21 protein-coding genes are annotated in these 23,404 nt (G+C 68.8%); 13 read left to right on the top strand and 8 right to left on the bottom strand.

The genetic code is table 11. The features are described from left to right. Positions 1 to 340: 340 nt before the first annotated feature. Complete coding sequence (locus ACFWN2_RS45235; protein ID WP_191305690.1) at positions 341 to 1,240, bottom strand: LysR family transcriptional regulator; 900 nt, start codon at positions 1,238 to 1,240, stop codon at positions 341 to 343. Between the two features lie 486 nt (positions 1,241 to 1,726). Between ACFWN2_RS45235 and tig the strand changes: the two genes are divergently transcribed. The 6 genes from tig to ACFWN2_RS45265 all read left to right on the top strand — a co-directional run bounded on the left by tig (position 1,727) and on the right by ACFWN2_RS45265 (position 8,385). Next, positions 1,727 to 3,076: a trigger factor gene (gene tig / locus ACFWN2_RS45240; protein WP_382436919.1), complete on the top strand. Its 1,350-nt coding sequence runs from the start codon at positions 1,727 to 1,729 to the stop codon at positions 3,074 to 3,076. A gap of 228 nt (positions 3,077 to 3,304) precedes the next feature. Then, on the top strand, positions 3,305 to 3,889 hold the full coding sequence (locus tag ACFWN2_RS45245) for an ATP-dependent Clp protease proteolytic subunit (protein ID WP_382436959.1): 585 nt from the start codon (positions 3,305 to 3,307) through the stop codon (positions 3,887 to 3,889). A gap of 19 nt (positions 3,890 to 3,908) precedes the next feature. Further along, positions 3,909 to 4,538, top strand: coding sequence for an ATP-dependent Clp protease proteolytic subunit (locus ACFWN2_RS45250; protein WP_382436920.1), 630 nt, complete (start codon positions 3,909 to 3,911; stop codon positions 4,536 to 4,538). A 314-nt stretch (positions 4,539 to 4,852) separates the two neighbouring features. Then, positions 4,853 to 6,133: an ATP-dependent Clp protease ATP-binding subunit ClpX gene (gene clpX / locus ACFWN2_RS45255; RefSeq protein WP_191305687.1), complete on the top strand. Its 1,281-nt coding sequence runs from the start codon at positions 4,853 to 4,855 to the stop codon at positions 6,131 to 6,133. Between the two features lie 360 nt (positions 6,134 to 6,493). Continuing rightward, positions 6,494 to 7,072: an RBBP9/YdeN family alpha/beta hydrolase gene (locus ACFWN2_RS45260; RefSeq protein WP_382436921.1), complete on the top strand. Its 579-nt coding sequence runs from the start codon at positions 6,494 to 6,496 to the stop codon at positions 7,070 to 7,072. Positions 7,073 to 7,095: 23 nt separating this feature from the next. Next, the gene (locus ACFWN2_RS45265) at positions 7,096 to 8,385 is read left to right on the top strand and encodes a serine hydrolase domain-containing protein (protein WP_382436922.1); all 1,290 of its coding nucleotides are present in this window, start codon (positions 7,096 to 7,098) and stop codon (positions 8,383 to 8,385) included. Here ACFWN2_RS45265 and ACFWN2_RS45270 read toward each other — a convergent pair. Genes ACFWN2_RS45270 through fdhD form a run of 3 tightly spaced genes read right to left on the bottom strand, consistent with a single transcriptional unit; the run spans position 8,382 to position 11,250 of the window. Then, positions 8,382 to 9,266 (bottom strand): alpha/beta hydrolase, encoded by an 885-nt coding sequence (locus ACFWN2_RS45270; protein ID WP_382436923.1) that lies wholly within the window; start codon positions 9,264 to 9,266, stop codon positions 8,382 to 8,384. The genes ACFWN2_RS45265 and ACFWN2_RS45270 overlap by 4 nt on opposite strands. A 39-nt stretch (positions 9,267 to 9,305) precedes the next feature. Continuing rightward, positions 9,306 to 10,436: a CaiB/BaiF CoA transferase family protein gene (locus ACFWN2_RS45275; RefSeq protein WP_382436925.1), complete on the bottom strand. Its 1,131-nt coding sequence runs from the start codon at positions 10,434 to 10,436 to the stop codon at positions 9,306 to 9,308. After that, positions 10,423 to 11,250, bottom strand: coding sequence for a formate dehydrogenase accessory sulfurtransferase FdhD (gene fdhD, locus ACFWN2_RS45280; protein WP_382436926.1), 828 nt, complete (start codon positions 11,248 to 11,250; stop codon positions 10,423 to 10,425). Before fdhD ends, ACFWN2_RS45275 begins: the two co-directional genes overlap by 14 nt. A gap of 65 nt (positions 11,251 to 11,315) precedes the next feature. On the opposite strand from fdhD, the gene ACFWN2_RS45285 reads away from it, so the two are divergent. From ACFWN2_RS45285 to ACFWN2_RS45300, 4 genes are all read left to right on the top strand, one after another. Continuing rightward, complete coding sequence (locus ACFWN2_RS45285; protein WP_382436928.1) at positions 11,316 to 12,830, top strand: phytoene desaturase family protein; 1,515 nt, start codon at positions 11,316 to 11,318, stop codon at positions 12,828 to 12,830. 47 nt (positions 12,831 to 12,877) lie between these two features. After that, positions 12,878 to 13,369 carry a hypothetical protein gene (locus ACFWN2_RS45290; protein WP_089922227.1) on the top strand — a complete coding sequence of 164 codons (492 nt, stop codon included), beginning with the start codon at positions 12,878 to 12,880 and terminating at the stop codon, positions 13,367 to 13,369. A 69-nt stretch (positions 13,370 to 13,438) separates the two neighbouring features. Beyond that, positions 13,439 to 13,996 carry a winged helix-turn-helix domain-containing protein gene (locus ACFWN2_RS45295; protein ID WP_382436930.1) on the top strand — a complete coding sequence of 186 codons (558 nt, stop codon included), beginning with the start codon at positions 13,439 to 13,441 and terminating at the stop codon, positions 13,994 to 13,996. Between the two features lie 23 nt (positions 13,997 to 14,019). Beyond that, a complete protein-coding gene (locus ACFWN2_RS45300) occupies positions 14,020 to 14,178 on the top strand; it encodes a hypothetical protein (protein WP_382436931.1) in 159 nt (52 codons plus the stop codon). A gap of 5 nt (positions 14,179 to 14,183) precedes the next feature. Here the strand turns inward: ACFWN2_RS45300 and ACFWN2_RS45305 are convergent, their stop codons facing one another. Together ACFWN2_RS45305 and ACFWN2_RS45310 are read right to left on the bottom strand one after the other, a co-directional pair. After that, positions 14,184 to 16,469 carry an FdhF/YdeP family oxidoreductase gene (locus tag ACFWN2_RS45305; protein WP_382436932.1) on the bottom strand — a complete coding sequence of 762 codons (2,286 nt, stop codon included), beginning with the start codon at positions 16,467 to 16,469 and terminating at the stop codon, positions 14,184 to 14,186. Positions 16,470 to 16,618: 149 nt separating this feature from the next. Beyond that, positions 16,619 to 17,524, bottom strand: a complete 906-nt coding sequence (locus ACFWN2_RS45310; protein ID WP_382436934.1) for a hypothetical protein — start codon at positions 17,522 to 17,524, stop codon at positions 16,619 to 16,621. An 86-nt stretch (positions 17,525 to 17,610) separates the two neighbouring features. Here ACFWN2_RS45310 and ACFWN2_RS45315 point away from each other — a divergent pair, with 86 nt between their 5' ends. From ACFWN2_RS45315 to ACFWN2_RS45325, 3 genes are read left to right on the top strand one after another with little or no spacing between them, the layout of a single operon-like run. Next, positions 17,611 to 20,238, top strand: a complete 2,628-nt coding sequence (locus ACFWN2_RS45315) for a valine--tRNA ligase (protein WP_382436935.1) — start codon at positions 17,611 to 17,613, stop codon at positions 20,236 to 20,238. A gap of 5 nt (positions 20,239 to 20,243) precedes the next feature. Beyond that, positions 20,244 to 21,581, top strand: a complete 1,338-nt coding sequence (locus ACFWN2_RS45320) for a bifunctional folylpolyglutamate synthase/dihydrofolate synthase (RefSeq protein WP_382436937.1) — start codon at positions 20,244 to 20,246, stop codon at positions 21,579 to 21,581. After that, positions 21,578 to 22,003: a DUF4233 domain-containing protein gene (locus ACFWN2_RS45325; protein WP_382436938.1), complete on the top strand. Its 426-nt coding sequence runs from the start codon at positions 21,578 to 21,580 to the stop codon at positions 22,001 to 22,003. The genes ACFWN2_RS45320 and ACFWN2_RS45325 overlap by 4 nt, the downstream gene beginning before the upstream one ends. Before the next feature lie 57 nt (positions 22,004 to 22,060). Here the strand turns inward: ACFWN2_RS45325 and ACFWN2_RS45330 are convergent, their stop codons facing one another. Further along, complete coding sequence (locus ACFWN2_RS45330; protein WP_382436939.1) at positions 22,061 to 23,104, bottom strand: hypothetical protein; 1,044 nt, start codon at positions 23,102 to 23,104, stop codon at positions 22,061 to 22,063. A 3-nt stretch (positions 23,105 to 23,107) separates the two neighbouring features. Beyond that, the gene (locus ACFWN2_RS45335) at positions 23,108 to 23,398 is read right to left on the bottom strand and encodes a hypothetical protein (RefSeq protein WP_382436940.1); all 291 of its coding nucleotides are present in this window, start codon (positions 23,396 to 23,398) and stop codon (positions 23,108 to 23,110) included. Between the last annotated feature and the right edge of the window lie 6 nt (positions 23,399 to 23,404).

The raw sequence follows: 23,404 nt of genomic DNA on the forward strand, positions 1-23,404 counted from the left end.
GTGTCAAACCGCCGAAGAGCGTGGCGGTTTGACACCCCTCCTCTGATGCAGCAAGAGCTGTGGCACGACTCGTGACGAAGCCACCCCACCCAGGCCTCTTGGTAAGGACGGCTCGCCTGCGGCATCGCGGATGATCAGGCGCCTGGGTCCGGCCCCCCATCGACCCTGCCTCACCAGCCGCCCTGCCTCACCAGCCGCCCTGCCTCACCAGCCGCCCTGCCTTGCCTGCGCGTGGCTTGACCCGCCGCTACCTTTTCCCAGCCCAGCCCAGCCCAGCCCAGCCCAGCCCAGCCCAGCCCAGCCCAGCCCAGCCCAGCCCCCACGACGGCCTGCGCTGGCGTCAGGTCAGGGAGGCGACCTGGTCGCTCACCACCTGCGCCGCCGCCGACACCAGGGCCGTCACCGCCGGGTTCGTCGAGTTGTCCTGGCGCCACCCGAACTGCGTGTACACGCGGAAGGTCGGGGACCAGGGCAAGCGGACCAACCTGCCGTCGGCCAGTTCCGAGGAGACCGTCACCTCGGGCATGAGGGCGATGCCCAGGCCTGAGGCCACTGCTCGCTTGGCGGCGTCCACGGAGTCCAGTTCCAGGACTGGCGCTCGTGTGTCGTCGTAGCCCAGGGAGTGCTCGAAGAGTTCGTGGTACGAGGCGCCGTTCTCCGCGCGGATGAGGGTGCTGCTCGTCAGGTCGTCCTCGGCGAGGGACTGGCGTTGGGTGAGCATGTGGTTCGGGCCCGCGACCATCACCAGGGGTTCCGGGCAGAGCACTGTGGTTTCCAGGCCCTCTCGCGGTTCGATGGCGCCGATGAAGAACGCGCAGTCCAGTTGGCCGTCGCGCACCGAGTTCAGGTTGTTCAGCGCGTTGCGCGAGTGCAGTGAGAGTTGGACCGACGGGTAGCGCCAGCACATGTATTCGATGAGCGGTAGCAGACGGTAGTCGGTCAGGCTCTGAGCGGAACCGATGACGAGTTTGCCGTGCGGCTCGCCGTTCATCGTGATGGCTTTTCGAGCCTTTTCGGTGAGGTTGATGATGTTTCGCGCGAACGGGAGTAGTTCCACGCCTGCGGAGGTCATCTGGATACCTCTGGGGAGGCGTCGGAAAAGGACGACCCCGAGGGCCTCCTCCAGCGCCTTGATGCGGGTGGTGATGGTCGGCTGCGAGCAGTTGAGCGTGGCTGCGGCCTTGGTGAAGCTCCCTGTCTGAACCACGGTCGTGAACGCGAGAAGCTGGCGTGTCTCCATCAGGCGGATCCTCGGGGTAAAACGGTGCGACATCTTTTTCTCGTTCGTTCCCGTGGTCCTGTTACGGATGGTGCGGGAGCAGTAACGCTACCTGTCCGCAGAGGCGGGATGATTGGTGCTTATGGAGTCATCTTGATCGGTCGCGGAAAGGCTGTTTCGGCCGAACGAGTGAAATTGCGGGCAATGTTTTGACGCGCCGTAGTGGCGTGACTTCCTTCAGTGAAGCCTTTCGCGAGGCGAACAAATAACGGTGACGCGAAGTGGTGCCGACTTGCCGTGTGATCGGTTGGACGCGAGCCGAGAGCCGGTGGTTCCGCGAGTCTGCGAGGTGAGTGGTGGCCGGGGTGCCGGGCGGCCTCCCGCCGGCCTGAAGCGGGGTGGCGGCGGTCACGGTGCGGGTCTCGCCTAGACTCGCTGGGAATCCGGGCGCCCGCAGTGGTGGTACCGGCTGTCTTGCACGTTCTTGTTCGTATCGAGGAGTCCACGTTGAAGAGCACCGTCGAGCACCTGAGCCCGACGAGGGTCCGGATCAACGTCGAGGTGCCGTTCGACGAGCTCAAGTCGAACTTCGACCAGGCGTACCGGAAGCTCGCGAAGCAGGTCCGCATCCCCGGCTTCCGTCCGGGCAAGGCCCCCGCCAAGGTCCTGGAGAACCGCATCGGCCGCGCTCCGGTGCTGGACGAGGTCATCCAGGAGGCCATCCCGGCCAAGTACCTGGAAGCGGTCAACGCGGGTGAGGTGCGCACGCTCGGCCGTCCGGACTTCGAGGTCACCAAGATCGAGGACGGCCAGACGCTCGAGTTCACCGCCGAGGTCGACGTCCGTCCCGAGATCACCGTGCCCGCGTTCGGCGAGCTCGCCGTGACCGTGGACGAGCAGGAGGTCACCGACGAGGACGTGACCACCCAGCTCGACGAGCTCCGCGCGCGCTTCGGCACGCTGACCGGCGTCTCCCGCCCGGTGCAGACCGGTGACTTCGTCATCGTCGACCTGTCCGCCACCGTCGACGGCGAAGAGGTCGAGGAGGCCCGCACCAGCGGCCTGTCCTACGAGGTCGGCTCCGGCCAGCTCGTCGAGGGCATCGACGACGCGCTCGTCGGCGCCTCCGAGGGTGAGACCAAGACCTTCGCCACGACGCTCGTCGCCGGTGAGCACGAGGGCCGCGAGGCCGAGGTCACCGTCGTGCTGAGCACCGTCAAGGAGCGTCAGCTCCCCCAGCTCGACGACGAGTTCGCGCAGCTCGCCAGCGAGTTCGACACGCTCGACGAGCTCAAGGCCGACCTGCAGACCCGCCTGGCCCGCGTCAAGAAGATGCAGCAGGGCGTGCAGGCGCGCGACAAGGTCCTCGAGGCGCTGCTGGAGACCACCGAGGTCCCGCTGCCCGAGGGCATCGTCCAGGGCGAGATCGACGCGCGGAAGCACGACGCCGTGCACGCCTTCGACCACGACGACGCGAAGTTCGCCGCGTGGCTGACCGAGCAGGGTCAGACCGAGGAGGAGTTCGACACCGAGCTCCGCACGGCGGCCGAGCAGGCCGTCAAGACCCAGCTGGTGCTCGACTCGATCGCCGACGCCGAGCAGGTCACGGTGTCCGACGGCGAGCTGACCGAGCGGATCATCTACCAGGCGCAGCGCTTCGGCATCTCGCCCGACGAGTACGTCAAGCGCGCGCAGCAGTCCGGCCAGCTCGGCGCGATCTTCGCCGACGTCCGCCGCGGCAAGGCGCTCGCGAGCGTCGTGCGTCAGGCCGAGGTGTCCGACACCAGCGGCAACAAGCTCGACCTCGACGAGCTCTTCGGCGAGACCAAGTCCGAAGAGGACGGCCAGGAGGCGTGAGTTGATCGTCCGAGACGGGGTCTTCCCATCTCAGACGGGCACTTCACGCGCCCTACCGCGAGCGGGCGAGCTCTAGGAAATACAGCTGATAGCGAACGCGGGCGGTGTCGGGCATCTGACGCCGCCCGCCTTCGTTAAGGTCGATCGCAGAGAGTTTTCGCTTCCAGATTCGTTCCACCTGGAGTTAGGCAGGCAGACGTGACGCAGCACTCCTTCCCGACCCCCGAGATGCGGTCGGCCACCGCCGGGATGAACCTCAACGACTCGGTGTACGAGCGGCTGCTCCGCGAGCGGATCATCGTCCTGGGATCGCAGGTCGAAGAGGGCATCGCCAACCAGATCACCGCTCAGCTGCTGCTTCTCGCCGCTGAGGACCCCGAGAAGGACATCACGCTTTACATCAACTCGCCGGGTGGCTCCGTCACGGCGGGCATGGCCATCTTCGACACGATGCAGCTCATCCAGCCGGACGTCGCCACGTACGCGATGGGCCTCGCGGCCTCGATGGGGCAGTTCCTGCTCTCCGCGGGCGCTCCCGGCAAGCGCCACGCGCTCCCGCACGCCCGCATCCTCATGCACCAGCCTTCGGCGGGTGTCGGCGGTACGGCCGCGGACATCGCGATCCAGGCGGACATGCTGACGCGCACCAAGCTCGAGATGGCGGAGCTCATCGCCGAGCACACCGGGCAGTCGGTGGAGACGATCACCCGTGACTCCGACCGCGACCGCTGGTTCACGGCGCAGGAAGCGCTGGAGTACGGCTTCGTCGACAAGGTCGTCACCCGCGCGCAGCCGGTCGGCTCGAGCAACTAGCAGCTGAGGAGATCTCGAAGTGAGCCAGTTCCACGCCCCTCAGTCGCGGTACGTGCTGCCGTCGTTCGTCGAGCGCACCAGCTACGGCATGAAGGAGTCGAACCCGTACAACAAGCTGTTCGAGGAACGCATCATCTTCCTCGGCGTGCAGGTTGACGACGCTTCGGCCAACGACGTCATGGCGCAGCTGCTGGTCCTCGAGTCCGAGGACCCGGACCGCGACATCCTGATGTACATCAACTCGCCGGGTGGCTCGTTCACCTCGCTGATGGCCATCTACGACACGATGCAGTTCGTCCGTCCGGACATCCAGACGTACTGCCTCGGCCAGGCCGCCTCGGCCGCCGCGGTGCTGCTGGCCGCCGGCACCCCGGGCAAGCGCCACGCGCTGCCCAACGCGCGAATCCTGATCCACCAGCCCTCCATGGAGGGTGCGTACGGTCAGGTGTCCGACCTGGAGATCCAGTCGAACGAGATCCAGCGCGTGCGCCGCCTGATGGAGACCACCCTCGCGCGGCACACCAACCGGACGGCGGAGGAGGTTCGCGAGAGCATCGAGCGCGACCGCATTCTGACGGCCGAGGAGGCCAGGGAGTACGGCATCGTCGACACGGTGCTGCCCTACCGCAAGCTTTCCGCCAAGTCCTGAGGGTGTCGGCGGAGGGGCGAGGTGTGCTCGTGAGGAGCGCTCGCCCACCCGCCGTCCGGGGCCTCCAGACCTGGGGTGCTTTCCCAGGGGCTGGGACACCGGCCTCCGGAGAGCGGCTGCCCACCCGACACGCCGATGTGACCAGTCATCTGGCCTGATCGGCGCGTCGGGGGCACGCGGGTCCTCCCCTGAAACGGGGTCGGCCAGGTACCGTCAGGAGAACGGGCTTCGCACCCACAGCCAGTGGGACTGCCACAGCAAGTCAGCAGGCGCACTCAGCAGGTGTGCGCCGGAGGGGACATAGGTCAGCGGTCATGGCGCGTATCGGTGACGGCGGCGACTTGCTGAAGTGCTCTTTCTGCGGAAAGAGCCAGAAGCAGGTGAAGAAACTCATCGCCGGCCCCGGCGTCTACATCTGCGATGAGTGCATCGATCTCTGCAACGAGATCATCGAGGAGGAGCTGGCCGAAGCCGGCGACGTGAAGCTCGACGAGCTGCCGAAGCCCGCCGAGATCCACGAGTTCCTCGACCAGTACGTCATCGGCCAGAGTGATGCCAAGCGCACCCTCTCCGTCGCCGTCTACAACCACTACAAGCGCATCCAGGCGGGCGACCGCGGGCGCGAGGGTCGTGACGACGGCGTCGAGCTGGCGAAGTCGAACATCCTGATGCTCGGCCCGACGGGGTGCGGCAAGACCTACCTCGCGCAGACGCTCGCGAAGATGCTGAACGTGCCGTTCGCCATCGCCGACGCGACGGCGCTGACGGAGGCCGGGTACGTCGGTGAGGACGTCGAGAACATCCTCCTGAAGCTCATCCAGGCCGCCGACTACGACGTGAAGCGCGCCGAGACGGGCATCATCTACATCGACGAGGTCGACAAGATCGCTCGGAAGAGTGAAAACCCGTCGATCACGCGCGACGTGTCCGGTGAGGGCGTCCAGCAGGCTCTGCTCAAGATCCTGGAAGGCACCACCGCCTCGGTGCCCCCGCAGGGCGGCCGCAAGCACCCGCACCAGGAGTTCATCCAGATCGACACGACGAACGTGCTGTTCATCGTGGCCGGTGCGTTCGCGGGGCTGGAGAAGATCATCCAGGACCGGGTCGGCAAGCGCGGCCTGGGCTTCGGCGCCGAGGTCCGCTCCAAGGCGGAGACGGACGCGGCGGACTACTTCGCCGACTCCATGCCGGAGGACCTGATCAAGTTCGGCCTGATCCCCGAGTTCATCGGGCGTCTGCCGATGGTCGCCTCCGTCACGAACCTCGACAAGCCGTCGCTGGTCATGATCCTCACCGAGCCGAAGAACGCCCTGGTGAAGCAGTACCAGAAGCTCTTCGAGATGGACGGCGTCGAGCTCGAGTTCACCAAGACCGCGCTCGAAGCGGTCGCCGACCAGGCGATCCTGCGCGGCACCGGTGCTCGTGGTCTGCGCGCGATCATGGAGGAGGTCCTGCTGCCGGTCATGTACGACATCCCGAGCCGCACGGACGTCGCCAAGGTCGTCATCACCGAGCAGACGGTGAAGGAGAACGTGAACCCGACCATCGTGGCCCGGCAGCCCTCGCGCCGAGAGCGCCGCGAGAAGTCGGCCTAGGTTCGAGGTCTTCAACGCCGAAGGGCGCCCGGTTCCGACCGGGCGCCCTTCGGCGTTCTGGCCCCTTCGGGCGTCTTTCGTCGCTCCAGGGGCGTGGTGGGCACACCAGCGCTCCTTTCAGGGGGCGGGCGGGCACGCCAGGCGCCATGGGCCGTCCATGACGGGGCCGGGTTGTGAGCTGAGCGAGGGCGGGCTCGCGCACCGGCTTCCCCTCCGGCGTGCCGGCGGAGTGGTTCGGGGTCCACCAAGCGGCCCCTCAGACGGTCCGGCGAGTGCGGCGCGGGCTCGCGTGCCGACCACCTTCCTTCCGCGTCGCCGGCGCCCCCGCTCGACACCCCCGTCCGCCACTAGGGTGGAGGCATGTCGCTGCCCCACGTGCTAATGCTCCACGGCTACACCGGTTCCGGCCCCGGCCACTGGCAGCGCTGGCTCGCCCAGACCGTGTCCGAACACGGTGGCCTCGCCGACATGCCGCACTTCAGCGACCCGGACGCACCCGACCTCGACACGTGGCTGCGAGAGCTCGACACCCACCTCGAAGCGCTGCCGGCCGACCGCGAACGGGTCGTCGTCGCGCACTCGCTCGGCTGCCACCTCTGGCTGCACCACGCGGCCCGCGAGGGCATCGCGCACGTCGACCGCGTGCTGCTGGTCGCGCCGCCGCGGCTGGACCACCCGGAGCCGGCCATCAAGTCGTTCCTGCCGTCTCCGCTCGACCCCGCGAACCTGCGCCGCGCCGCCACCGAGACGCGCCTCGTCGCCGGGGAGGGTGACCCGCACTGCTCGATGCAGGACGCGAAGCAGCTCGCGGAGGCGTTGCGGATCGAGGTCGACGTGGTGCCGGGGGCCGGGCACATCAACATCGACTCGGGCTACGGGGAGTGGCCCGCGGTGCTCAAGTGGGTGCGGTCGAGGACGGTGCCGCTCTCGCCGCGCTAGTTCATCGAATCCTGGGGAATTGCATGATCGAGCTGAACGAACTGCTGGCCGAACACGGTGTCGTCGGCGCCCAAGTCGCGGTGCTGCGCGACGGCGAGGTCGTCGACCTGGCGGCCGGTGTGTTGAACAACGTCACCGGTGAGGCGGTGACGACGGACTCGATCTTCCAGATCGGGTCGATCACCAAGGTGTGGACGGCGACGCTCGTCCAGGAGCTGGTGAACGAGGGGCTGCTCGACCTCGACCGGCCGGTCCGGGACGTCCTCCCGGAGTTCCGGCTCGCCGACGAGGAGGCCGCGGCGGTCATCACGCCGCGGCACCTGCTCACGCACACCGCTGGGTTCCAGGGCGATCTGTTCCACGACACCGGTCACGGCGACGACATGCTGGAGAAGTACGTCGCGCTGCTGGCGGACGCGCGGCAGGAGGTGCCGCCGGGCGAGCTCTACTCGTACTGCAACAGCGGCTTCACGTTGCTCGGCCGGATCGTGGAAGTGCTGCGGGGCAAGCCCTTCCGGGCTGTTCTCAGGGAACGCCTGATCGACCGGCTCGGCCTGCGCACGGCTGCCGCGAGCCACGCAGAGTACGCCGCGCAGACCCTCGCGACCGGGCACGTCGGCAAGGAGCCGAAGCCCGCCGGCAAGCTCATGGCCGAGGGCGACGCGCCGGCGGGCACGGTGCTCGCGATGAGCGCGCGGGACCTGCTGGAGTTCGTGCGGATGCACCTGGGCACCGACGAGTTCGACGCGATGCGGGAGCCTCAGGTCGTGCCGCCGGACTTCGGGTTCGGCGGCAGGCAGGGGCTCGGCTGGGCACTGCACGAGTACGCGGACGGCGTCACCGGCATCGGCCACAACGGGTCGACCCGCGGGTATCGGGCCTACCTCCGGGTGGTCCCCGCTGCTGGGCTCGCGATCGCCGTGCTCACCAACGGCGGGGAGAGCCTTTCGCTGGCCCGCGCGGTCTTCGACGAGGTGCTCGGCAGGCAGGGCATCGTCCTGCCCGCTTTCCCCACGCCGCCGCCGGTGCCGGTGGACGTGGAACGGGTCGTCGGCGTGTACCGGTCGACAGGTCTGGAACTGCACGTCACCGAAGGCGACGGCGGCACGGTCAAGCTGCGGTTCGAGCGGCTCGACCCGGACTGGGACGACTTCGTCGACGGCGACGAGCACGAGTTCACCGGGCTGCGCGACGACGCGTTGATCGCTGTGAAGAGCGAGGGCGGGTACCACTCGGTGGCCGTGTTGTGTGGACGCGACGAGGAGGACCGGGTCAAGTACCTGCACTGGGGCCGGGCGGCCCGCAGGGTCTAGACGGCGCGCTTCGCGTACTTGGCGAGGAACTGCACGACGTCGGGCGTCACCTTGCGGTACAGCCCGTCGTCGTGGCCGCCGGGCTTCACCGCGCTCACCTGCGGGCGCACGTCGCGGATGAACCGGCGGGTGCCCTCGATGAACTTGTCCTTGTCGCCGATCCACACGCCCAGCGCGGTGGTGCCGGTCGACTTGAGGTTGCGCAGCGGGTCGAGTGAGGTCCACTCGCGCTCGTTCTTGAACGCGCGGCGCTTGGCCATCTCCGGCCACGTCGTGATCAGGCCGGGGGAGATGGCCGCGGCGGCCGCGATCGGGTCGCCTCGTTCGGCTCGGCGCCGCGCGTAGAGCAGTGAGCCGAAGCCGCCCATCGACACGCCCGTCACCGCGAACGGTTCGCCGTAGCCGCGTTCCTTGAGCCAGCGCGGGATCTCGTCGAGGAGCATGGCCATCGGGTCGTCGCCGGGGATGTTCTCGTGCCAGTAGTTGTCGCCGCCGTCGACCGCGACGAAGCCGAACGCGGGGACGGAGCCCTTCGCGACGGCCGCGGACAGGACCTGGGGGAGGTCACCTACGGCCGCGTGCCGGGCGTCGCCGCGCAGGCCGTGCAGCAGGATCGACATCGGCAGGCCGCGGGTGTTCGCGCCGGCCGGGAGGTAGAAGGCGAGGGTGATCTCGCGGTGGCGGGCGGCCGAGTAGACGCGCTCGAACCGGATCACGGGCTTCGCGACCGGGGTGGCGCGCACCTTGTCCGCCGTCGCGATCTGCTGCTGCTCGACGGCGCTGGACGACGACGTCACGTACGTCGCGACGCCGACGGCTGTCGCGATGACCACGCCGATCGCCGCGAGGAGGGTGCGGCGGCTGTACCTCGGTTCCCCCATGCTCACCTCATCGCGTGGGCACCGTTGCGCGTTTCCTACTCAGAGGACGCAACGCTCACGTAATGAGGTTCGTTCCTCACTCGAATAGCCCAGCCAGGTCAGCACGGCGTCATTGTGCTCGCCGAGTGCGGGCACCGCACCCGGTGTCCACTCGAAACCGGCCACCGGCGGCGGCAGCATCCGGGCCGTTCCGCCGGGAACGCGCACGTCAACCCACGTGTCGAGCTGCGGGTGGGTGGGCAGGTCGGTGATCGGGCGGGTCAGTGCGGCCGGCACGTCGGCGCCGTCCAACGTGATCAGCAACTCAGCCGCGGTGAGGCCCGAGAACGCCTCTTCGAGCAGTTTCTGAAGCTCCGCGCGGTGCTCCACGCGGGAGGCCACTGTGGCGAACCTCTCCTGCGGAGCGAGTCCGATCAGGCCGCACAACCGCTGCCACTGCCCGTCGTTCTGCACTGCGAGGTGCACGGCGCCGTCCGCGCAGGCCACCGGCCCGTACGGCGCGATGCTCGGGTGGTGCGCTCCCGAACGCGGGGCGGAGGCGCCCGTCCCGGCGGCGTAGAGCATCGGCTGGTGCATCCACTCGGCCATCGCTTCGAAGAGTGACAACCGCAGCCTCGCACCTTCACCCGTCCGGCCGCGTTGCAGCAATGCCGCGAGCACGGCCGCCTGCAGCTGGACCCCGGCGGCGATGTCCGCGACCGAGATGCCGGCGCGGGCCACCACGTCGCCCTCGCCGGTCAGCGACACCAGCCCCGCCTCGGACTGCACCAGCGCGTCGAACGCCTTGCGGTCCGCGTACGGGCCGTCCCAGCCGTAGCCGGACAGCTCGCCGACGATCAACGACGGCGGCAGGTCCAGGGCCAGCCGCGACCACACCCGCGGCGACAGGTTGCACAGCAGCACGTCGGCGCGCGCGACCAGTCGGGACAGCACCTCGTGGCCGTCGGGGTGGGTGATGTCCAGCGACACCGACTCCTTGCCCACGTTCGTCCACGCGAAGTACGACGACACCTCACCGCACGCCGAGTCGTAGTGGCGGGCGAAGTCGCCCACGCCGGGCCGTTCGATCTTGACGACCCGCGCCCCGAGATCGGCCAGCAGCCGCGTCGCGTACGGCACGGCGACGGCCTGCTCCAGGCTCACCACCACGACGCCGTCAAGCGGTCTCAACCACGCGCTCCCCACCGGTGTAGACGTTCATCGAGTCGCCGCGCAGGAAGCCGACGAGCGTCATGCCCTGCTCCTCGGCCAGCTCGACCGCGAGCGACGACGGCGCCGACACCGCCGCGAGCACCGGGATCCCGGACATCGCGGCCTTCTGCACCAGCTCGAACGACGCCCGCCCGGACACCATCAGCACCGCGCCGCGCAACGGCACCAGGTTCTGCAGCACCGCCCAGCCCAGCACCTTGTCGACGGCGTTGTGCCTGCCCACGTCCTCGCGCACGACGAGCAGTTCGCCGTCCACGAACAGCCCGGCCGCGTGCAGCCCGCCGGTGCTCTCGAAGACCTTCTGCCGTTCCCGCAACGCGTCCGGGAAGCCCGTCAGCGCCTCGGGCGTGACCCTGACCGCGTCGAACGCGGGGGAGTAGCGGGTCTTGAGCTTCACCGCGTCCAGCGCGCCCTTGCCGCACACCCCGCACGACGACGTGGTGTAGAAGTTCCGCTCCACCCCGGTGTCCGGTGGCGGCACGCCCTCGGCCAGCGCGATGTCCAGCACGTTGTAGGTGTTCAGGCCGTCGGGCCCGGTGCCCTCGCAGAACCGGGCGATCGAGATGTCGGCCGACGACCCGATCACGCCCTCGCTGAGCAGGAAGCCGTGCGCGAGTTCCACGTCCTGACCGGGCGTGCGCATCGTGACGGCCAAGGCCTTGCCGTTGACCCTCAGTTCCAGCGGTTCCTCGGCGGCGAGCGCGTCCACCCTGCGGCGACGACCGCTCGACGACACCCGTTCGACCGCTCGGCGCACCGTCACTCGGCCCATGTGCACATCTCCTTCGGACCGCTATGTTCCCCACCGACCAGGCTACGTGGGAGGGATTCCGGGGCATGGACGACGTCGTGATCGTGGGGGGCGGCCACAACGGGTTGGTGGCGGCCGCGTACCTCGCACGGGCGGGGAAGTCGGTCAGGGTGCTGGAGAAGCTGCCGCACGTCGGCGGGGCCGCGGTGAGCGCGTCGCCGTGGGAGGGCGTGGACGCCCGGCTCTCGCGCTTCTCGTACCTCGTGTCGCTGCTGCCCGACCGGATCGTGTCGGACCTCGGGCTGAAGCTGGCCCTCAAGTCCCGTGCGGCCTCCTCCTACACGCCCAACGGCAGGACGGGCCTGCTGGTCGAGCGCTCGCCGGGGGAGGCGACCGTCCGGTCGTTCGAGGCCGTCTGCGGGTCGCTCGACGACTGGGACCGGTGGCAGCGCTGGTACGCCGACCTGGAGCTGATGGCCCAGGCACTGGCGCCGACCCTGCTGGAACCGTTGGTGTCACGCGAACATCTGCGCGTGCACGTCGACGCCGTGGTGCGCGGGCGGTTGTGGGAGCAGGTCTTCGAACGGCCGATCGGCGCGACGCTGCAGGAGCTGTTCGACGACAACCTGGTGCGCGGTGTGGTCGCCACGGACGCGTTGATCGGCACGCACGCGTCGCTGCATTCGTTGAGCGCCAACAAGTGCTTCCTCTACCACGTGATCGGCAACGGCACGGGGGAGTGGAAGGTCCCTGTCGGCGGCATGGGCGGGGTCACCGCCGAACTGGAACGCGTCGCGCGCGAGGCCGGCGCGCAGATCGTCACCGGAGTCGAGGTGACGTCGGTCGAGTCGGACGGCAAGACAGCCTCGGTGACGTACGGGGACACCACCGTCGAGGCCAGGTTCGTGCTGTCCAACGTGGCGCCGTCGGTGCTGGGACGCTTGCGGGGCAACGAGGTCCAGGACGCTCCCGGCTGCCAGCTGAAGATCAACATGCTGCTGCGCGAGCTGCCCGAACTCAAGTCAGGGGTCGACGCGCGGCTCGCGTTCGCCGGCACGTTCCACCTCGACGAGTCCTACGACCAGCTGGAGACCGCGTACCTGGAGAGCGCGGCCGGCCAGGTGCCGTCGGTGCTGCCCGGCGAGATGTACTGCCACTCGCTGACGGACCCGTCGATCCTCGGGCCGTCGTTGCGGGGGCACGAGACGCTGACGCTGTTCGGCCTGCACCTGCCCGCGTCGCTCTTCCGCGGCCGCAACGACGAGCTGCGCGACGAGCTGGTGCGGCGCTACCTCGACCAGCTCAACGCGCACCTGGTGAAGCCGATCCAGGACTGCCTCGCGGTCGACGCCCAGGGCAACCCGTGCATCGAGGCGCGCACCCCGCTCGACCTGGAGGACGAGCTCGGCCTGCCGGGCGGCAACATCTTCCACGGCGAGCTCGACTGGCCGTTCGCCGAGACCGACGACCAGGTCGGCAAGTGGGGCGTCGAGACCGATGTGGACAACATCTTCGTCTGCGGCGCGGGTTCCCGGCGCGGCGGCGGGGTCAGCGGCATCGGCGGGCACAACGCCGCGAGGGCGGTTCTCGAACGAATTTGAGACATGTTCGATGACACCTGCCGTCATCTCTGGTTACAGTTTGCGGCGTGGGGGACTTCTACGGAATCGCCGAGATCGCCGACGCCATGGGGCTGAGCCGGCAGCTGGTGGCCGTCTGGCGCAAGAGACGCTCGCACGGCATTCCCGAGCCCGACGCGGAGCTCGCGTCCGGCCCGATCTGGCGGCGGGAGACGGTCGAGCCGTGGATCGAACGCACGCGCGGGCGGCTCGGCCTCGCCGGTACGCGTGAGTCCGCGAGCAGGAGTCTGAGGCTGCGCACCTGCCGTCGTGTGCTGAGGCTGGCGGCGCTGATGCTGGAGGAACCCCAACGGCCGCGCGTGCTCAACGAGGCCGCGGACCAGTTGCGCGACCTGATCCACGAGGTCGACCAGTCCGCGGACGACGTCGTCGGCGCTCTGCTGCGCGAGCTCATCGAGCCCGTTCGCGACCCTGATGTACCCGCCGAACTGCTGCGCGTGCCGGTCATCGAGTCGTTGCCGCTGGTCACGGCCGTGGCGCGCAACTCGCCGGACTGGTGACCCGCTAACTCAAGACTTCTATATCAAGGAACCTTGCTAAGGGTTCCTTGATAAGCGTACGGTGGTGCCATGACCGACGCTCCGATCACCGACCCCAAAGCGCTGCGAGCCCTCTCGCACCCGTTCCGGTGGAAGCTGCTCCAGCTGCTCACCGAGGAGGGGCCGCAGACGGCGACCCAGTGCTCGGCGGCGCTGGGTGAGAGCGTCGCGAGCTGCTCGTACCACCTGAACATGCTGTCCAAGTACGGCTTCGTCGAAGAGGTCGAGGGTCCTGGCCGGCAGAAGCCCTGGAAGATCGTCCCGAAGCGCCAGTCCATCTCGTCGGAGGGCCTGGAGGGCGAGGCGGCCATGGCGGCCGAGGCGGCGTCGATGGCCTACCTGGACCAGGAGTTCGAACGCATGCGGGCGCGCCTGCGGCAGTTCGACCACCTGCCGGCGGAGTGGCGTCAGGTGGTCGGCACCGAGGGCACGGTCAAGTTCGTCACCGCCGAGGAGGCCTTCGCTCTCGTCGAGGAGTTGCGGGCGCTCTTCGACAAGTACGACGAGCGCCGGCTCAACCCCGAGCTGCGGCCGGAAGGCGCGAAGGCGGTCAGGTTCTTCCTGAGCCACACGGTCGCACCCGAATAAGAACCCACCGAAGGAGATCCGCTGTGCTGTCACACCACGACGCGTTTGCTATCGCGAAGTTCCGTCAGCAGGAGTTCGAGGCCGACGCCGCGGCGCGCCGGCTCGTCAAGAAGACCGAGGAGGTCGCGCCGAAACCCGAACGGAGCCGGTTAAGGCTCTTCGTCCGGGTCCGGCACGCCTGAGGTGGTCAGGCGGCTTCGAGCCGCACGATCACCGACTTGGAGGTCGGCGTCCCGGAGATGTCCGCCTTGGAGTCCAGCGGCACCAACGGGTTCGCCTCCGGGAAGTACGTCGCCACGCAGCCGCGGGCGGTCGAGTAGGAGACGATCCGGAACGACTCGGCGCGGCGTTCGACGACGCCCGTCGGGTCGTCCTTCCACTCCGAGATGATGTTGACCATCTGACCGTCCGAGAACCCCAGTGCGGCAACGTCCTCCGGGTTCACGAACACCACGCGACGGCCGTCCTTCACGCCCCGGTAGCGGTCGTCCAGGCCGTAGATCGTGGTGTTGTACTGGTCGTGGCTGCGCAGGGTCTGCATCAGCAGCCTGCCCTCGGGGATGTCGATGACCGTCATCTCGTTGGCCGTGAAGTTCGCCTTGCCGGTCGCCGTCGCGAACTCCTGCGAGTCGCGCGGCGGGTGCGGCAGCACGAAACCGTCCGGCTGACGGACGCGCGTGTTGTAGTCGGCGCAGCCCGGCACGACCCGTGAGATGTGCTCGCGGATGATGTCGTAGTCCTTCTCGAACGTCTCCCACGCCACGGGGTGCGAGGCGCCGAGCGTCTTGCGCGCCAACCGGCAGACGATCGAGACCTCGGACAGCAGCTGGTCCGACGCGGGTGCCAACCGGCCGCGGGAGCGGTGCACGACCGACATCGAGTCCTCGACCGTCACGAACTGCTCGCCCGAGTGCTGCACGTCGCTCTCGGTGCGGCCCAGCGCGGGCAGGATCAGCGCCGTCTTGCCGTGGATCACGTGCGAGCGGTTGAGCTTCGTCGACACGTGCACCGTGAGCGAGCACTGCTCCAGCGCCTTCTCGGTGACCGGGGTGTCCGGGGTGGCGCTGACGAAGTTGCCGCCCATCGCGATGAACACCTTGCCGCGGCCCTGGCGCATCGCGTTGATCGCGTCGACGGTGTCGAAGCCGTGCTTGCGCGGCACGGAGATGCTGAACTCGTTCTCCAGCGCCTTCAGGAAGAACTCGGGCATCTTCTCGTAGATGCCCATCGTGCGGTCGCCCTGCACGTTGGAGTGGCCGCGCACGGGGCACAGGCCCGCACCGGGCTTGCCGATCATGCCGCGCAGGAACATGACGTTCGTGATCTCGCGGATCGTCGGCACGCTGTGCTTGTGCTGCGTGAGACCCATGGCCCAGCAGGCGATGGTGGCCTTCGAGTCGACGAACATGCCCGCCACGCGCGTGATCTGCTCGCGGGTCAGGCCGGTCGCGGTGAGCACGGCGTCCCAGTCGAGCTCGCGCAGGCTCTCCGCGTACGCCTCGAAGCCGTGGGTCTTCGCCTCGATGAACGTCCTGTCGAGCTTGTCCCACTGCAGCAGCAGGTGACCGATCGCCTGGAACAGCGCCTGGTCGCCGCCGACCTTGATCTGCACGAACTCGTCGGACAGCGCGGTGCCCTTGCCGACGACGCCCGCGACGTTCTGCGGGTTCTTGAACCGCATCAGGCCCGCCTCCGGCAGCGGGTTGATCGCGATGATCTTCGCGCCGTTCTTCTTGGCGTCCTCCAGCGCGCTGAGCATGCGCGGGTGGTTCGTGCCGGGGTTCTGGCCGATGACCACGATGAGGTCGGCGAGGTCGAAGTCCTTGATCGACACCGAGCCCTTGCCGATGCCGATCGTCTCGTTCAGCGCCGAGCCGGACGACTCGTGGCACATGTTCGAGCAGTCCGGCAGGTTGTTGGTGCCGAACGAGCGGACCAGCAGCTGGTAGAGGAACGCGGCCTCGTTGCTGGTGCGGCCCGAGGTGTAGAAGATCGCCTCGTCCGGGTTCGACAACGCTGTCAGCTCGTCGGCGATCAGCGTGAACGCGTCGTCCCAGCTGATCGGTGTGTAATGCGTCGCACCGGGCCTGAGCACCATGGGTTCGGTGAGCCGGCCCTGCTGGCCGAGCCAGTAGTCGGTCTTCGTCCGCATGCTCTCGACGGAGTGCTCGGCGAAGAACGCGGGCCCGATGCGGCGCTTGGTGGCCTCCTCCGCGACGGCCTTGGCGCCGTTCTCGCAGAACTCCGCCATCTTGCGGTGGCCCTGCGGCTCCGGCCACGCGCAACCGGGGCAGTCGAAGCCTTCGCGCTGGTTGAGCAGCCGCAACGTCTTGACCGTGCGCCCGACACCCATCTGCTCGACCGCGCGGTCGAGGGACACGAGCACACCGGGAATCCCCGCTGCCCAGGTCTTCGGGGTGCTGACTTCGATCGCGGACTCGTCGACGTCGTGCTGCGGGGGCTTGCTGCTCATGCCTTCATTCAACGCTTATGGACGTCGGCGCCGCCAGCGCCCCCGAAGAACGCGGCGGCGTCGCCCGTCACGGGCCCCAAGGGGTTGACCGGTCCGTGACGCTCAATTGTGATCGCCGTCACTCTCGCCCGGCACCTCTGAAAGAGTGATCAGTCGCAGCTGTTCTCGGTCGGCATCTGCCCGTCGACCGAGAAGTGCTTCTTCTCGTCACCGGCCACGCCGTCGCCGTACTTGGGCGGCTCGGTGAACTGCGGCGCGAGGAAACCCTCCCGCGCCGCCTGGCACGCGATGGAGTACTGGAAACCCGTCGAGTCCGAGGGCCACAGCCCCTCCGGCGTGATCGTGTACGTCACCTGCTCGCGGACCGCCGCCACGATCTCCATCTGGTCGAGGAGCTTCTTCGGGTCCGGCGGCTCGAACGCGTACGCGAACACGTAGTCCGTCGTGACGGCCGGGTAGCCGTCCTTCTCGCCGAGCGTCATCTTCCCGGACGCGCGGATGCCGTTCGGGAGCAGCTTCGTGCCCTGCTTGAGCCGCGTGACCCAGCCCGACACGTCCTTCGCGATGTGCTCGCGGGCCGGCGGCGCGAGCATCGCGAGGAACCGGTCCGGCTTGTGGTCGGTGAGCGTCGCCGGATCCAGCCTGGACGCGATGAGGGCCTGCCGCACCTGCTCGTACGCCGGGTTCGCGTCCGGCGCGACGATGCCCTTCTCGCCCTCCGGCCACTGCTCCGCCGGCGTCTTCGCGAACGGCACCTGCACGTTCACGCCCGAGTAGGGCAGTTCCACGTCCGGCAGCGAGACGTCGCTGAACTTGCCCGCGCGGTAGAAGCCGTACAGGACGCCGCCGATGACGAGCAGCGAGACGACGGACACGATCTTGCCGCCGTGCCTGCGCCTGCGCGCCTGCCGGCGCTGCTTGCGGATCTCCCGCTTGGCCCGTCTGTTCGCGTCGCGGATCCACGCCGCGTCCTTCAGATCGGGATGGTCTTCTATGTCGTACTGCAACGTTCCCCCCAGAAGTTCGGCGCACATCATCGGGTACGGGAAATGCACGCTGTCGATCAGGTCGGGGTTGCCGCCGGGCGTTATCAGGTATCTCGTTTCAAGTCGAGACCCCGGCCTCCGTAGACTTCTCGGCTGTGACTGAACTCGACACCGCAACCCAGCGTCCCGACCTCCCCGCCGCGTGGACCCCGGCGGAGGTAGAGGCGGAGCTGTACCAGCGGTGGGTCGACCGGCGGTACTTCGAGGCGGACGTCAAGAGCGACAAGCCGCCGTTCACGATCGTGCTGCCCCCGCCGAACGTCACCGGCAGCCTCCACATGGGTCACGCCATGAACCACAGCGTCATGGACGCGCTGTCGCGGCGTCGCCGCATGCAGGGCTACGAGGTCCTGTGGCTGCCGGGCATGGACCACGCCGGCATCGCGACGCAGAACGCCGTCGAGCGCGACCTCGCGAAGCAGGGCCTGTCGCGGCAGGACCTCGGGCGCGAGAAGTTCGTCGAGCGCGTCTGGGAGTGGAAAGAGGAGTACGGCGGCAAGATCCTCGACCAGATGAAGAGGCTCGGCGACGGCATCGACTGGTCGCGCGAGCGCTTCACCATGGACGAGGGGCTGTCGCGCGCCGTCCAGACGATCTTCAAGAAGATGTACGACGACGGCCTGATCTACCAGGCCGAGCGGATCATCAACTGGTGCCCGCGCTGCCAGACCGCGCTGTCGGACATCGAGGTCGACCACAGCGAGGACGAGGGCGAGCTCGTCTCGATCCGCTACGGCGACGGTGACGCGTCGATCGTCGTCGCGACCACGCGCGCCGAGACGATGCTGGGCGACACCGCGGTCGCCGTCCACCCGGACGACGAGCGCTACCGGCACCTCATCGGCACCGAGGTCGAGCTGCCGCTGACCGGCCGCCGCATCCCGATCGTCGCGGACGCGCACGTCGACCCGAAGTTCGGCACCGGCGCGGTCAAGGTCACCCCTGCCCACGACCCGAACGACTTCGAGATCGGCCAGCGCCACGGCCTGCCGAACCTCACGGTCCTGGACGGCCGCGCGGTCATCACCGCGAACGGCCCGTTCCTCGGCCTGGACCGGTTCGAGGCGCGTCCGGCGATCGTCGCCGCGTTGCGCGCGGAGGGCCGGATCGTCGCGGAGAAGCGGCCGTACCTCCACTCCGTCGGGCACTGCTCGCGCTGCAACACCGTCGTCGAGCCGCGCCTGTCGCTGCAGTGGTGGGTCAAGGTCGAGACGATCGCCGAGGCCGCGTCCGCCGCCGTCCGCGACGGCCGCACCACGATCCACCCGGCCGAGCTGAACAAGCGGTACTTCGACTGGACCGACAACCTGCACGACTGGTGCATCTCGCGCCAGCTGTGGTGGGGCCACCGGATCCCGGTCTACTACGGCCCGAACGGCGAGGTCGTCTGCGTCGGACCGGACGACGAGGTGCCCACCGGTGAGGGCTGGCGCCAGGACGAGGACGTCCTCGACACGTGGTTCTCCTCTGGCCTGTGGCCGTTCTCGACGCTGGGCTGGCCGGAGTCGACCGAGGACCTCAAGAAGTTCTATCCGACGTCGGTCCTGTCGACCGGCTACGACATCCTGTTCTTCTGGGTCGTCCGGATGATGATGTTCGGCCTGTACGCGATGGACGAGGTCCAGCCGTTCGACCACGTCTTCCTGCACGGCCTGATCCGCGACCAGTACGGCAAGAAGATGTCGAAGTCCAAGGGCAACGGCATCGACCCGCTCGACTGGATGGAGCGCTACGGCGCGGACGCCACCCGGTTCACGCTGCTGCGCGGCACGAACCCCGGTTCGGACCTGGCCGTCGCCGAGGAGTGGGCGGCCGGTTCCCGCAACTTCACCACGAAGCTGTGGAACGCCACGCGGTTCGCCCTGGGCAACGGCGCCACGATCGAGCGCCCGCTGCCGGCCCGTGACGAGCTGACGGCGGCCGACCGCTGGATCCTCGACGAGCTCGACGAGTTGGTGTCCACTGTGGACTCCAACTTCGAGGCGTTCCAGTTCTCCCGTGCCTGCGAGGCGCTGCACAGCTACACGCGCGACGAGTTCTGCGACTGGTACCTGGAGATCGCGAAGGTCCAGATCGCGGACGGCCGCGCCGAGGCCACGCAGTCCGTCCTGGGCCACGTCCTCGACAAGCTGCTGCGCCTGCTGCACCCGGCGATCCCGTTCATCACCGAGGCGCTGTGGACGTCGCTGACCGGCGGCGAGTCGCTCGTCGTCGCCGAGTGGCCGAAGGTCTCCGGCGCGGAGCGGGACGTCGAGGCGAAGGCCGAGATCGAGGGCCTGAAGAAGCTCGCGACCGAGATCCGCCGGTTCCGTTCGGAACAGGGCCTGAACCCCGGCCAGAAGGTCGCGGGCAAGGTCCGCGGCGCGTGCTGCGTCGGCCTGATCGACCAGGTCCCGTCGGTGCGTTCGCTGACGCGCCTGACCGAGCCCGGCGACGAGTTCACCGTCTCCGCGACGCTGGAGGTCGGCCTGCCCAAGGGCGCGGTGAAGGTCGAGCTGGACCTGTCCGGCACGATCGACGTCGCCGCCGAGCGCAAGCGCCTCGCGAAGGACCTCGCCGTGGCGCAGAAGGAGCTCGACGGCACGACGAAGAAGCTCGGCAACGAGGCGTTCCTCGCCAAGGCGCCCGCCGACGTTCGCGCGAAGATCGAGGAGCGCAAGGCCACGGCCGAGTCCGAGATCGCCCGCATCAACGAGCGCCTGGCCGCGCTGCCGGAGGCTTAAGCACCGTGGAAACCAACCTCGACGAGTTCCTCGACGTCGAGAACGAGCTCAACCAGCGGTGGCCCGAGACCAAGCTCGAGCCGTCGCTGGAACGGATCAAGGCGCTCGCCCACGTGCTGGGCGACCCGCAGACGTCCTACCCGGTCGTGCAGCTGACGGGCACGAACGGCAAGACGTCGACGTCGCGCATGGTCGACGCGCTGTTCACGCGCATCGGCCTGCGCACGGGCCGGTTCACGAGCCCGCACCTGCAGCTCGCGACCGAGCGGATCAGCCTCGACAACGAGCCGATCTCGCCCGAGCGCTACGTCGAGGTCTACCGCGACATCGAGCCGTACGTCGCGATGGTCGACGCGCAGTCGGAAATCCGGATGAGCAAGTTCGAGGTGCTCACCGGCATGGCCTACGCGGCCTTCGCGGAGGCGCCGGCGGACGTCGCCGTCGTCGAGGTCGGCATGGGCGGCACGTGGGACGCGACGTCCATCGTGGACACCCGCGTCGCCGTGCTGACCCCGATCGGCGTCGACCACACCGAGTACCTGGGCACCCGTCCCGAGGACATCGCGGTCGAGAAGTCCGGCATCATCAAGCCGGGCTCGGTCGCGATCATCGGCGAGCAGACCGCCGAGGTCATGAAGGTGATCCTCACGCGCGTGGCCGAGGTCGACGCCACGATCGCGCGCTTCGGCAGCGAGTTCGGCGTCGTCTCCCGCGCGGTCGCGGTGGGCGGCCAGATGATCACGTTGCAGGGCCTCAGCGGCATCTACGAGGACATCTTCCTTCCGCTGCACGGCGAACACCAGGCCGCCAACGCCGCACTGGCGCTCGCGGCGGTCGAGGCGTTCTTCGGCGCGGGCCCCGACCGTCAGATCAACATCGACGTCATCCGCGAGGGCTTCGCCTCGGTCGTGACGCCGGGCCGCCTGGAGCGCCTCCGCTCCGCGCCCAACGTCTTCGTCGACGCGGCCCACAACCCGCACGGCGCCGCGGCACTGGCCAAGGCGCTCGACTCGGAGTTCGGCTTCCGCAAGCTCGTCGCCGTGGTCAGCGTCATGGCCGACAAGGACGCCGAGGGCATCCTCGCCGCCCTGGAACCTGTCGTGCAGGAACTGGTGATCACCACCAACTCCTCGCCGCGCGCCATGGACCCGGACGTGCTCGCCGGCATCGCCGTCCCGATCTTCGGCGAGGACCGCTTCGAGGTGCGGCCGAGACTGGTCGACGCCATCGAGGAGGCCATCCACCTCACCGAGGACGAGCAGTCCGGCGCGGGCATCGTCATCACCGGCTCGGTCGTCACCGCGGGCGAGGCCCGCGCGCTGTTCGGAAAGGAGCCGGCATGACCGCCCCGGCCCCTCTGAAGAAGGACCCGATGAAGGCGTTCCGGGGCATCATGGCCGGCACGCTGATCCTCGAGGTCATCGTCGTCGCACTGGCCCTGCCGGTGATCGCCAAGCTGCACGGCGGCGTCACGTCGCTGGTCGGCTGGATCGCGTTCGGGTTCATCGCGGTGTTCATCGCGATGTGCGCGTTCGTCCGCAAGCCGTGGGCGATCCCGGTCGTCGTCGGCCTGCACGTGCTGCTGATCGCCTCGTGGCTGCTGCTGCCGGCGATGGGCGTGATCGGCGTGATCTTCGGGCTGGTGTGGGCGTACCTGCTGTGGCTGCGCAAGGACCTGCTGCAGCGGATGGCCGAGGGCAGGCTTCCCGCGCAGCAGCAGGCGGCGAAGGAGCAGGCGGAACAGAAGCAGGCGGAACAGGCCTGAGACTGGCCTGACCGCGTGAGCCGGGCCTGACCGCGTGCGGCGGCCAGGCCCGACCCCTCACTTCTGCTTGTTCAGGTCCTCCTGGCCCTTCTCGTAGCTCTCGTCCCAGTTCGCGCCTTCCTTGAACGCCTCCGAGGCGCCGGTCCGGCCGAGAGCGACGGGCTTCACCGTGTCCGCGAAACCGTCGCGGCCACGCGGGGCCATGACGTCGTCGACCCGGTTCGCCGCGTTCTTCGCCGCGTCGTTGCCGAACGTCAGCTTGTCGCGGATCGCGTTGTTGGCGCTGGCGAACCCGTCCTCGATCTGCTTGACCGCGGCGTGGTTCTTGCCGATCGAGCGGCCGACGCCCTTGGCCTTGCGGCCGATGTTGATCGCCGCCTTGGCGAGCGCGTCGGACACGCCCTTGAGGTTGTCGAACTTGCGGACGGCCTGCGCGAGCTTCATCAGCAGCTTGCTGACCTTGCCCGCGATCTTGCCCGCCGTCGACGCCGCCCGTGCCACGGCCCAGCCGGTGAACGCGGCGATCGAGGCGCCGAAGCTGCACCAGCTCGTCGCGAGCGCGGTCACGGCGGCGATGATGAACTCCGCCACCACGTCCGCCACGATGTCGCGGATGATGCCGCGCACCGCCGCGACCAGGATGCCCGTGCCGCGGATGCCCGTCGCCACCGCGTTCGCGGCGCCTTCCAGGGCCTTGATCTGCTCGGCGAGCGTGGAGGCCGCCGCGCGGTAGCCGTCGCCGGACTGGCCGGTCCACGTGCCGGTCTGGCTCGTGGCGGCGGCCGCGTAGTCGTTGCCCACCTTGGCGCACGCCTTGGCGACCTCGCCCCAGGCGGCCGCGACGACGTTGATCGCGCCCGGATCGCCCGCCAGGTCGTCGAGCGGCTCCTTGAGGAACGACACGTGCTCGATCAGCCAGCCGATGCCCGCGCCCACGAGCGTGCCGAGCGGGTTGGCGACGAAGCCGAGCACGTCGAGCCCGAGTGCCACGCCGTCGAACGCCCAGTCGCTCGGGTTGTTGAAGTCCTCCGCGCACTTCCAGACGGTGTCGACGATCCGCGCACCGTCGGTGGCGTTGTCCGCACTGACGTCGAGAACCATCTTCTACCCCTTGTACTTCGCGAAGAGCTTCGCGTGGTCGTCGTCGGTCTCGCGGGTCGCGTCCGCGCTGTCGCGCAGCGCGTCGGCCACGTCCGGCAGCGCGTTCGCCAGCTCGTTGATGGAGCTCGCGATCGCCGCGATGTGAATGCGCACGGGAATGCTGAACACCTGGCCGATGAGCCCGTACGTCTCGACGCCGAGATCAACGCTCTCGCCTCGTCCGGCGGCGCGTGTGAGCTCCATTCCGAACGACCGCACGTTGCCCGCGTGACTGATCACGTCAGCGGGCTCCATGGAAAA

Origin of the sequence: Lentzea sp. NPDC058436 (assembly GCF_042721515.1) — a bacterium.
Classification (GTDB): domain Bacteria; phylum Actinomycetota; class Actinomycetes; order Mycobacteriales; family Pseudonocardiaceae; genus Lentzea.

What these genes read in the sequence shown, in the direction of transcription:
- ACFWN2_RS45235 (WP_191305690.1), bottom strand. Translation starts at nt 1,240, where the DNA reads ATGGAGACACGCCAGCTTCTCGCGTTCACGACCGTGGTTCAGACAGGG.
- ACFWN2_RS45245 (WP_382436959.1), top strand. Translation starts at nt 3,305, where the DNA reads ATGCGGTCGGCCACCGCCGGGATGAACCTCAACGACTCGGTGTACGAG.
- clpX (WP_191305687.1), top strand. Translation starts at nt 4,853, where the DNA reads ATGGCGCGTATCGGTGACGGCGGCGACTTGCTGAAGTGCTCTTTCTGC.
- ACFWN2_RS45260 (WP_382436921.1), top strand. Translation starts at nt 6,494, where the DNA reads ATGTCGCTGCCCCACGTGCTAATGCTCCACGGCTACACCGGTTCCGGC.
- ACFWN2_RS45265 (WP_382436922.1), top strand. Translation starts at nt 7,096, where the DNA reads ATGATCGAGCTGAACGAACTGCTGGCCGAACACGGTGTCGTCGGCGCC.
- ACFWN2_RS45270 (WP_382436923.1), bottom strand. Translation starts at nt 9,266, where the DNA reads ATGGGGGAACCGAGGTACAGCCGCCGCACCCTCCTCGCGGCGATCGGC.
- fdhD (WP_382436926.1), bottom strand. Translation starts at nt 11,250, where the DNA reads ATGGGCCGAGTGACGGTGCGCCGAGCGGTCGAACGGGTGTCGTCGAGC.
- ACFWN2_RS45285 (WP_382436928.1), top strand. Translation starts at nt 11,316, where the DNA reads ATGGACGACGTCGTGATCGTGGGGGGCGGCCACAACGGGTTGGTGGCG.
- ACFWN2_RS45295 (WP_382436930.1), top strand. Translation starts at nt 13,439, where the DNA reads ATGACCGACGCTCCGATCACCGACCCCAAAGCGCTGCGAGCCCTCTCG.
- ACFWN2_RS45305 (WP_382436932.1), bottom strand. Translation starts at nt 16,469, where the DNA reads ATGAGCAGCAAGCCCCCGCAGCACGACGTCGACGAGTCCGCGATCGAA.
- ACFWN2_RS45325 (WP_382436938.1), top strand. Translation starts at nt 21,578, where the DNA reads ATGACCGCCCCGGCCCCTCTGAAGAAGGACCCGATGAAGGCGTTCCGG.
- ACFWN2_RS45330 (WP_382436939.1), bottom strand. Translation starts at nt 23,104, where the DNA reads ATGGTTCTCGACGTCAGTGCGGACAACGCCACCGACGGTGCGCGGATC.
- ACFWN2_RS45335 (WP_382436940.1), bottom strand. Translation starts at nt 23,398, where the DNA reads ATGGAGCCCGCTGACGTGATCAGTCACGCGGGCAACGTGCGGTCGTTC.